Raw genomic sequence first — 9,755 nt, 5'->3', positions numbered from 1 at the left:
GGCGTTTGTCTATAAAGAGGATAGATAAATCTCCTCGAAGGCTCTTTAAGCGTTTCGGCGTGTTACCTAAAGACACCGCTTTACTCATCATTTTGAGCTGGCTGGCTATAAATTGGCAAGCGTACTTAAAGCTGATTTCATTAGGTAAGCGTCCRTGTTCAACGGCAGCTTGACTAGCCTCTCGTCTCACCAAGTTATAACCAAGTAATAACCCCCACAGCTCTTGATAGACGAGTTCGACTGTTTTGCTTCTCAACACTAAAGCGTTGTGTTGCATTGAGCTCTTGATGTCACGATAACCTAATTCGATTTCCCATCTTTCATGATAAAGCTCTGCCACAGATTGAGCGTCATACTGCTCTCTAGGAAGCGAGGTAAACACCGTTTTGGATTTACCTTGAACCTCATAACTGACGGCTCTGACTGTCCATTTTTCTGGAAGACGAGGATTCTTTTTACGAGCTTGCGGTGAGACCTTCATCTCCACAAGCATGTCACTGCTTTCTTTATCATCCAGTAGAGTATATTTGACTCCTTTCCTTGCAGGGAGAAGCCAGTGTCTATTTATTCCACTGTTTTGCAGAGAAAGGAGTAAATCTGCACCATAAAAACCTTTATCCAGTAACGTCACTGAGTTGTCTGGTAGAGCGTTGATGAAAGGCATCGCTAGAGGAATTTCACCTCGGCGATACGGGCTTATCGCCGCATCAACGATGACATGAGAGCGAACATTCATCATAGTCACAACTCTCAATACTGGATGAGRTGTTTGTCTGTTGCTAGACGTATTTCCAGAGCCAAAATGTTCCCTCAATTCTGGTGTGTCAGCCGTTCTAAAAAGAGCGCCATCGACAGCAAAAACTTGTAAGCCTTGCCATGTATCATCAGGGTATCGCTCAAGTCCCCACGTTTTCCCACATTGCTTAAACAGCCATTCGGGTGCTGCTTTGCCTAAGCGTTGTCTTGCTTGGGTTAAGGCGCTCTTTGCCAATAGCTCTTCATCAGCCAAACCRTCAGCACAGACGTTCATTCTTCGAGCGACTTCGGCAATGGGTTCATTGCGGAAAAAAGCCATACCCACAATCAGCCACAACACCATATCGCTCGGTAATCGGCGTCGACGGATAGTCGCTTTATCGGACAGTGAGGCTGCTTTAGCTACCCACGCATCGGGAATGTGTTCAGAAAAGGTGGTGAGTTGGGCAACATCAACAGGGTTTTCTTCAAGGAAGTCGGCAAAGAAGTGTTGAATAGACATAAAAAATCGGAAACCTATAAACAGATTTCCGATTGTCTCTCATCAGAAGGATCGGTCAACCGATCCTTATCTGATCTACATTGCGCTTCAAGAGCGGGCTGTTATCATTTATTGGTTTCTAGCGTATACACATCGTAATCTGTCTCTTATACACATCTCCGAGCCCACGAGACCGTAGTTGGGCAACATCAACAGGGTTTTCTTCAAGGAAGTCGGCAAAGAAGTGTTGAATAGACATAAAAAATCGGAAACCTATAAACAGATTTCCGATTGTCTCTCATCAGAAGGATCGGTCAACCGATCCTTATCTGATCTACATTGCGCGCGAGGCGACCTTTTCAGTGATTAATAAAGTGGCATCTCATCAGCCACAAATGGGTTGGAAGCGCGTTCTCTGCCAAATGTCGACTCTGGACCATGGCCAGGTACAAACCGAACGTCATTACCTAGAGGCCAAAGTTTGGTTTTAATCGAGTGAATCAGAGTATCGAAATCGCCTTTAGGAAAGTCCGTACGTCCGACTGAACCGTTAAATAACACATCACCAACAAAGGCCAATTTAGCTTCTTTACTGAATAACACCACATGACCCGGTGTGTGACCCGGTGTGTGATAGACATTGAGAACTTGATTACCAAACTCTACGGTATCGCCATCATTCAACCACTTTTGCGGTTCGAATGCTTCGGTCAATGGAAAACCAAACATCTGGCTCTGCCCTGCTAAGCCCTGAAGCCAGAAATTGTCATCTTTGTGTGGACCGACAATCTCTACTCCACCAAGTTCAGCGGACAAAGGTTCAGTACCACCAACATGATCCAAATGACCATGTGTAAGAACCAAGTTTGTCACCTTAACCCCTAACTCTTTGATCAACGCAGCCAATTGCTTTACATCCCCACCGGGATCAACTACTACGCCTTGCATAGTTTCATCACACCATACGATGGAGCAGTTTTGCGAAAAAGAGGTAACGGGAACGACTTGGTACTTCAGAGACATATTGAAACCTTACGAATATCTAAACTGGCGAAACTATGACATTTGGTAAGGTCTTTGACAACCTTGTCTTACGCAAACGTACTTACCAACGGCGTACAGGCCCAGTGTCAATGTGCACAAAATTGCTTCTCGGATAATAACCGACTCCACCCGCTTGAAGCTCAATCGCTGCGTCACGAACCCTTTTCAAATTGACACCATCGAGTCGAAAATCAATCGCCTTTCCCAACATGTGGTAGCTCTTCTTAGCCACACCGTTTGACTTAGAGCGCAGCGCAGCGTTGGTAGCGGGAGAGCGGTAGCCAGAAATGATCTGCACTTCTGCATCGACTCCAAGTTGAGATTGAATCAGCGAGATTTGATCAAAAAGATACTTATCCATCTTATGGACTTCATTGCGGCGAAAGTCTCGACAGATATTATCTATTCGACTCAACTCATTCGCCACATAGACTCGGCCATCAAAGTAGCAAGATTCCAGCTCTTCCCCAGTATGGAGGTTACTAAATGCCAGAGCGCGAGGTTGGTCTGGGTGAGCGGCGAAAGCAAGAGAAGGAGCGCAGCTGGCTACAATTAAACCACTACCAGCTAACTTAATAAAATCTCTACGAGAAAAATCCACGGTGAACAGCCTTCATAAAATCGTGATGGAAACGTGTCGAACGGCGACACTACCTAACTCTAAAATGAAGTGCAAATGCATAAACTGTGCTCACGAAGAGATCTTGAGCATCGAAATTTACTTAGTACTTGACCTTATTAATAAAAAAGTTTGTTGGGAGAAAATGTGATTTTTTGGTCAGGTTCACCCTTTGCCGTAACTGAAACGATCCCAGCGGTATATATCGTCCCTGTAATGCACTTTGCCACCTTCTGACCATGCAGTCTGGTAAATGATGTGAACGGGTACCCACTGTTTGAGCGGAATCGCTTTATTTGCGGCAAGCTCCTCTTCTTCTAACGTCGACATATCCAGCCCTTGGGTCTCAAGTAGCCGAGTGGCAAACTGATCCGCGTGCTCAACCCGAATGCAACCTGAGCTAAATGCCCGGCTTGCTTCGTCAAACAAATTCTTACTTGGTGTATCGTGCAGGTAGATAGCACGTCGATTAGGGGTATTGAACTTGTATAACCCTAGAGCATTTTTATCTCCAGATAGTTGTGTCATCCGATAAGGAAATGCACTGGGACGCATATTCTGCCAATCAATATCCTCTGGGTTAATCAACTCTTTTGATCCCCACTTAGGCACAATCTTAATATTTTGCTTAACCAAATACTCAGGGTCTTCTTTTACCTTAGGAATAATATCTTCAACCATAATTTTCCAAGGCACGTTCCAAGTAGGATTAAGGATCAGTGAGTCCAGCTTAGTCGTCATCATCGGTGTTGGTCTGCCTTTACGCCCTACAACTACTTTGGACTGAAACACAGCTTGACCTGAGTACCAATATTTCATTTCAAAGCCCGGAACGTTCACCACAATGATGGTGTCACGCTCAATCGGCCACAGTCGACTGCGCTCAGCATTGAGTGCCAAAATGGATAAGCGTTCACTCGGGCTAGTATTAAGCCAGCGAATCGTATCGGGGCCGATAATGCCATCACCGATTAAACCATGAAGGCGTTGGAACTGCTTTACTGCAACTTCTAAGGTAGCATCGTACCAGCCGACATCACGTCGAACTCCCGACAAATCAACATCGACCATCTCCATTCTGACTAACAAAACTTCTCGGTTTTTCAGTTTGTCCCCAACTTGCCTTAGCCCTCTTTGGGTGTACTTAGGCAAGTTCAGCTCTTCAAACTTTACAACGTGCAGGTAACTATCTATCAGCTGCTGGTAGTCATCACTATCAGGCGTATACACTTCGATCAGCTCGCTTAACTGCTGATGTTCGACCGCCACTGCGACAGCGATCAAATTGGTCTGGCTCAATCTCGGTAAGGGCTTATACAGCTTAGACTCGAAAAACCAGTCATAGCCAAGCAGCTTGGCTTGCTCAGCATAACTGATATAAAGAAGTAAGGTGTCGGTGGCAAGAAGGTCATATTCATGCCAGCGATTACTCTTACGATAGTACTCAAGGTATCTCAATTGACGGGCAAACAGAGGGCTGAACCCCGCACTGGTAATGATTTCAAGCTGGAACTCAAGGCGAGAGCTCTGTTGCAGGTCAAACCAAATCAGTTGATTGTGATTGCTCTGATAAATGTGTTCGACATCTTTGGAATATTGCAGAACCCGAAGGACATGACTGTCTGGCTCCAACCACCCAATTCGCTCAAAATAGCTACTGGCCCAAGTCGGTATAGGAATAATTATCAGCAGTAATAGAAGGGGGTTAAGTCTAGCCATCTTACTCTCCAATCTAATCACCCGAGATCAAAGTATGGCAGAGAAATAAGAGGCTAGGATGAAATGTTGATGAGAATATTAATTTTCCCAAGCTTTACAATGAAGTAGGCTAAGAAATCATCGACCAGTGGTTATCCCATTGAATTCCTGACTGAATTTTTTTCTTCTCTTCGGGTGAATATTGCGTGATCACGCCGCCAGCCCCCGAGCTAACTCGGAAAAAGCCGTTCTGAACGACGACACCCGAAGCGTCTGGCAATGAGGCCAATTCAACCATTTTTCTGGTTTGCTTAGACCAGATTCCATAGCAGTTTCCGCGAGGTGATGTTGCCAAGATCCACTCATCGGTTGCCGCAATACTCGCGATGTAGTGATTGAACCTTGCCCACTGTTCTGGTTCCCCTTCAAGCGGGATCATTTCACCACCTTGAGTATGCATTGCCAAAAGAGACGGGTACTCATCAGGCTCACCACGGTACTGCTGACCGCAAAGAACCGTTTTAGAACCATCATGGGCAAGATGACGAATGCTTAAATGGTGATCCGGTAGAGAAACTTGTTCGGTCAGTTCACCATTGGAGTTCAGGTAACTTAAGCTAGGTTTCATGGTTGCAATATTAAGCGGCTGTCGGCCATTGGTATGAACGCCGCCAACACCAATTGCCAGAGTGCCATCTGGCATGGCAATCACTTCATGAGGCCCGAGGCCAAAGTTGGTAAACTCTGCCACCTTGTCGTATCCAGCCAGCACATCGTAAACACCAATAATGCCTCGACTGGTACCACGCTCACCTTCTGTTGCATACAGCCACTTACCGTCGTTTGAATACACGCCATGACCATAATAGTGACGATTGGAATGGGCGGCTGAGGATTTGATCACTTCACCTGTCATGTAATCAAACACAACGAAAAACGTACCCGGACGACGAGCAAACGCCACCGCATGGTTAAGTTTCGCGTTTGTTGCGACTCCATGCCCTCTTGCAGGAAGAGGAACTTGTCTTATCGGGTGACCAAACTCATCTGCGACCACCGCAGAGTAGTTGTCTCGACCATATAAGGAGCAACCGATCAGTGACGGCTGACCCAATGTCTCGGACGTGCTCGCGCAACCGAAAGGCAGCAAAGGCGCAGCAGCGCCAAACAGCGCTGCCTTGAGAAGGTTTCTTCTTGTGTTATCAGTCACCATCAGTTGCGTTAAACCCTATTACGACACCAAGTTCAATCGCCACTTCTTCGTGGATAAGATACTTCAACTGCTCCAGCTTATTGTATTGAGCGTAGGCTTTGCGATAGCCCTCTTTTGTCTGCAGCATGTCAAACAAGCTTTCATCGGTCGGCCACGTTTCCAGTGCAGTATCAAACTGCTGAGCAATGCTGTCAGCAAGTTGTACTTTTCCACGCTCACGCAGCAGTTTATCCAGCCCATTTCCGCCCGCTAAGTACAACGCCTGCATCGCTTCAATGTTAGCTTTGAGATTCTGCATGGAAGTTTCTGATCGCCAAGACTCAGCGAAATACGGTCTTGGTTTACCGAAGTTCGCTAAAGGACGACTCATCTTTTTCATGCTGTATTCAAGCTGATTAGAAAGAAGAGAAATGTACTCAGACGTCCATGCTTTCTCATCCAGCTCGACCCAAGGGTTAGTCTCCCATGCCGTAGCAATGGCCTCAGCATTCGCAGCAATGTTCTCTGCGATTGCAATACCGGTTTGGCAGGTAGCTTGTGATGAACTCAAAGAAGAGGCTTGGTCATACAACAGCCATTCTACCGAGCCTAAACCTTGAACCGTCACGCTCTGTTGTGAAATTTGCGCTTGCGTCCAAGTCTTGCTTTGGCCCGTTAGTGCAGTCATCTTGCGACCCGTCGTATTTTTCTTGTCTGGCCAAAACTGAATATTCCAGCTCTGATCAAGTGCCTTTTCAGGCCCCCTTTCCTGCCCTTGTAGTGCCATCCAAGCAACCATGGTTTGATGCCATTGTGACTTCAGTGACTCCAATTCCGTCGCGTCCGCACAATAAGCTGCCATTTGAGCGGCCAGCTTATCAGCTTGATTTGAGAAAGTGTGCGCTGCGGCAAACTCTACTTGATAAACACCCTGACTAGGATGAGAGGTTTTCTGGGCGACAGGCATTGTGCTGCTGGTTGACTGACAGCCAACCAGTAGCATCATCGAGGCAGCCAGTGCTGATAAAGAAAAGATCTTCATCGTGATTCCTTACAATGAATTCAAGAAAGCGATCAATGCATCGCGCTCTTTTTGATTGAACTTGAGAACAGTTTGTTTCGCGGGCTCAGCTTCACCACCATGCCACAACACCGCTTCCATCAGGTTACGTGCTCGGCCATCATGAAGGAAATAAGTATGGCCGTTGACTTCTTCGGTGTAACCGATGCCCCATAATGGCGCAGTTCGCCATTCACGTCCATTCGCCAAATACTCAGGCCTGTTATCTGCAAGTCCTTCACCCATATCATGAAGCAGTAAATCGGTGTAAGGATGAATTTTCTGATTAGACAAAGCCGGTAGGCCTTCTCGCTTCATGGTTCTCGCTTCGCTCTTATGGCAGCTATCACACCCTGCTTTGGCAAATAACTTCTGCCCAAGCTTAACTTGCGGATCATTCATATTACGACGAATCGGTACGGCTAAGTGCTGAGAATAGAATTCAACAAAATCGAGAATGTTGTCGCTTACTTCGGGAGCTCCACCATTTGGTAATTCAGCACAAATAGATTGCTTTGACGTGCAGTTTTCATTCGGGAACAGGTTGCTGGTCAGGCCAACATCACCGTTAAATGCCGCAGCATTTTGTTGCATCAGCGTGGGTTGCCCAGACTTCCAGCCAAAGCGACCAATGGAGAAATCATTCTTCTGTACATCCCAAACTATGTTCACCTTACCTGAGATACCATCGCCATTGGCATCATGTTCATCTGCCCAAGTTTGCAGCGTTTCATCAGAAATACTTTCTAATAGCCCCAAGCCAATCATTGGCGGAGCAACGCGTGCAGAAAATTGGGTATCTGGGTGCATCTCGCCATAACCTAAATCTATAATTTTCAGGTTTGGTTTACGTAGCACCACTTTTGTACCATCGGTAAAGGTCACTGGTACATCTGTGTATGTAATGTTGATCTGTCCTTCAGGAGTTTGATCCTGAAGTGAAAAGTCTTGTAGCTGACCACCATACGTTGGTTCAGGGATCACACCATCTTTGATGAAAGCTTTTTTCTGCTCTGGTGTCATCGCAGGAATACTCAAACGCACTAGCATGGAAACGGCATGAATGTCCCCTTCTTCTGGTGGGTGGCCACGACCATCTTTAATATGGCAGTTTTGACAACCATTGGTATTAAAAAGAGGCCCTAAGCCGTCACGGGCATCAGTAGAAGCCGGTGCTTGTACCCATGGGTTACGGAAAAAACTGTTACCAACACTGAAATCCAGTCGCTTGGACATTGGCAAGTTTCCAGCAGGCAAAGAGTATGCATTGGCACCCTCTTTCTTAACCGCGGTACCGCCGCCAGATTTCATTTCATAACCAGAAACAGAAGCACTCACCAGTATTAGAGAGGCTAATATGGACTTTTTATACAACTTCATACCAATAGTTCTCGGGTAAAGACCAACACTTTGTTAAGAAATATTCTCATTAAAAGTGTGGTTATATAAACAGCAAAAGGGCTCACTAAGAGCCCTTAAAATTAATTAATTGTTTTTAGAATTCGTGGTCAGCTGTATCTGGGTTCAAGCTGTTGATACCAACGATTTTTGCCGCACGTTCGATAGATGAAGTCTGAGCAACTAGAGACATGATTGTCTCGTTTACTAGCGCGTTACCTTGCGCGTTGCCTGCTGCAATTAGCTGGTCAAAGTACTGACCGTTCTTTTCAGCAGAAGTGACAAGTTGACCTACTTGAGAGCGTGTTACGTCGAATTGCTTCTGGATCTCTTTCGCTGCCGCTTTGTCTTTCTGAGCTACAAGATCTGCGATGCTAGGACCAGATAGAAGCGTACCGTCTTCACGTTTGTACAGACCAGTGTATACGTTGTAGATACCCTGCTCGTTGTAGTAGTGAGAGTTGTGCGTATTGTCAGAGAAACAATCGTGCTCATCTTCAGTAGAGTTTGCTTCTAGAGCGACTTTCATACGTTCACCAGCAAGCTCACCTAGAGATAGAGAACCCATGCCGAATAGCATTTTGCGAAGGCCATTGTCCGCAGAGTCGTTGAGAAGTTCTTCACGGTAGTTACCTTTTACATCTGAAGACCACTGCTTCTCCATCCACTGTAGATCTTGAACCAGTAGATCAGCCGCTGCTTTTAGGTACTCACCACGACGGTCACAATTGCCATTAGTACAACCTTTACCAACAACGAAATCAGTGTAAGCACGCTCACCAGCACCAGCGTTAGTGCCGTTTAGGTCTTGACCCCAAAGCAGGAATTCAATCGCGTGGTAGCCAGATGCAACGTTCGCTTCAGAGCCACCCACTTCGTTCAGGTCAGCAATCGCTTCTGGAGTCAGCTGTGCAACGTCAAGTGTAGTTGCACCAATCGTTAGCTGCTTGTTTGCAACGATATTTGCGCTCGCGCCTTCGTTACCTAGCTCATATTGGTAATCCGTTGATACGTAGTCGATAAGGCCTTCATCAAGAGGCCATGCGTTTAATTGGCCTTCCCAATCATCAACAACCGCGTTACCAAAACGGAATACTTCAGACTGTTGGTACGGTACGCGAGAGTCAAGCCAAGCTTGTTTTACTTCAGCAAGTTTGGCTTCAGATGGAGCTGCAAGGAAAGATTCGATAGATTGGTCTAGTGTCTTAGCAGTAGTTAGTGCATCGGCAAATACTGCGTGAGCAACATCTGCGTAGTGTTCTACCACTTGCTCTTTTGTCACGTTTGCTGCAAAAACAGAACTGCTAGCAAGAACGAGAGAAGTAGCAACAGAGCGCGCTAAAAGTGATTGTACATTCATTGAAAAGCATCCTTGTTGAGCTTAATAATTATTCTGCAAAATAAGTGCTAATTATTCTCATTTGCACTCATAGTCGCAGATAATACAAACTTACATTTTTTTTGCAAGCGCTATACAAAAAAGCCTCACAAAAGTGAGGCTTTTATC

General features: G+C 45.9%; 8 protein-coding genes. All 8 read right to left on the bottom strand.

From position 1 onward, the window contains the following. A partial coding sequence (locus tag L1D23_RS16740; protein ID WP_239868524.1) for an IS4 family transposase occupies window positions 1-1,258 on the bottom strand: 1,258 nt, incomplete at its 3' end. A gap of 345 nt (window positions 1,259-1,603) precedes the next feature. Further along, a complete protein-coding gene (locus L1D23_RS16735; protein ID WP_239868521.1) occupies window positions 1,604-2,260 on the bottom strand; it encodes an MBL fold metallo-hydrolase in 657 nt (218 codons plus the stop codon). An 82-nt stretch (window positions 2,261-2,342) separates the two neighbouring features. Further along, window positions 2,343-2,882 carry a DUF882 domain-containing protein gene (locus L1D23_RS16730; RefSeq protein ID WP_239868518.1) on the bottom strand — a complete coding sequence of 180 codons (540 nt, stop codon included), beginning with the start codon at window positions 2,880-2,882 and terminating at the stop codon, window positions 2,343-2,345. Window positions 2,883-3,065: 183 nt separating this feature from the next. Continuing rightward, window positions 3,066-4,619: a L,D-transpeptidase family protein gene (locus L1D23_RS16725; RefSeq protein ID WP_239868515.1), complete on the bottom strand. Its 1,554-nt coding sequence runs from the start codon at window positions 4,617-4,619 to the stop codon at window positions 3,066-3,068. Between the two features lie 109 nt (window positions 4,620-4,728). Continuing rightward, the gene (locus tag L1D23_RS16720) at window positions 4,729-5,811 is read right to left on the bottom strand and encodes a DUF1513 domain-containing protein (RefSeq protein ID WP_239868511.1); all 1,083 of its coding nucleotides are present in this window, start codon (window positions 5,809-5,811) and stop codon (window positions 4,729-4,731) included. Then, window positions 5,801-6,832, bottom strand: coding sequence for an imelysin family protein (locus L1D23_RS16715; RefSeq protein WP_239868508.1), 1,032 nt, complete (start codon window positions 6,830-6,832; stop codon window positions 5,801-5,803). Before L1D23_RS16715 ends, L1D23_RS16720 begins: the two co-directional genes overlap by 11 nt. 9 nt (window positions 6,833-6,841) lie before the next feature. Then, window positions 6,842-8,230, bottom strand: a complete 1,389-nt coding sequence (locus L1D23_RS16710) for a di-heme oxidoredictase family protein (RefSeq protein ID WP_239868505.1) — start codon at window positions 8,228-8,230, stop codon at window positions 6,842-6,844. A 115-nt stretch (window positions 8,231-8,345) separates the two neighbouring features. Further along, on the bottom strand, window positions 8,346-9,608 hold the full coding sequence (locus L1D23_RS16705; RefSeq protein ID WP_239868502.1) for an imelysin family protein: 1,263 nt from the start codon (window positions 9,606-9,608) through the stop codon (window positions 8,346-8,348). Between the last annotated feature and the right edge of the window lie 147 nt (window positions 9,609-9,755).

Origin of the sequence: Vibrio sp. Isolate24, assembly GCF_022398215.1 — a bacterium.
In the GTDB taxonomy this organism is placed as follows: Bacteria; Pseudomonadota; Gammaproteobacteria; order Enterobacterales; family Vibrionaceae; genus Vibrio; species Vibrio coralliilyticus_A.
This window is presented reverse-complemented; position numbering and strand designations above follow the sequence as displayed.

Excerpts from the sequence above, each read along its gene's own strand:
- L1D23_RS16705 (WP_239868502.1), bottom strand. The coding sequence starts at position 9,608 with ATGAATGTACAATCACTTTTAGCGCGCTCTGTTGCTACTTCTCTCGTT.
- L1D23_RS16735 (WP_239868521.1), bottom strand. The coding sequence starts at position 2,260 with ATGTCTCTGAAGTACCAAGTCGTTCCCGTTACCTCTTTTTCGCAAAAC.
- L1D23_RS16720 (WP_239868511.1), bottom strand. The coding sequence starts at position 5,811 with ATGGTGACTGATAACACAAGAAGAAACCTTCTCAAGGCAGCGCTGTTT.
- L1D23_RS16710 (WP_239868505.1), bottom strand. The coding sequence starts at position 8,230 with ATGAAGTTGTATAAAAAGTCCATATTAGCCTCTCTAATACTGGTGAGT.
- L1D23_RS16725 (WP_239868515.1), bottom strand. The coding sequence starts at position 4,619 with ATGGCTAGACTTAACCCCCTTCTATTACTGCTGATAATTATTCCTATA.
- L1D23_RS16715 (WP_239868508.1), bottom strand. The coding sequence starts at position 6,832 with ATGAAGATCTTTTCTTTATCAGCACTGGCTGCCTCGATGATGCTACTG.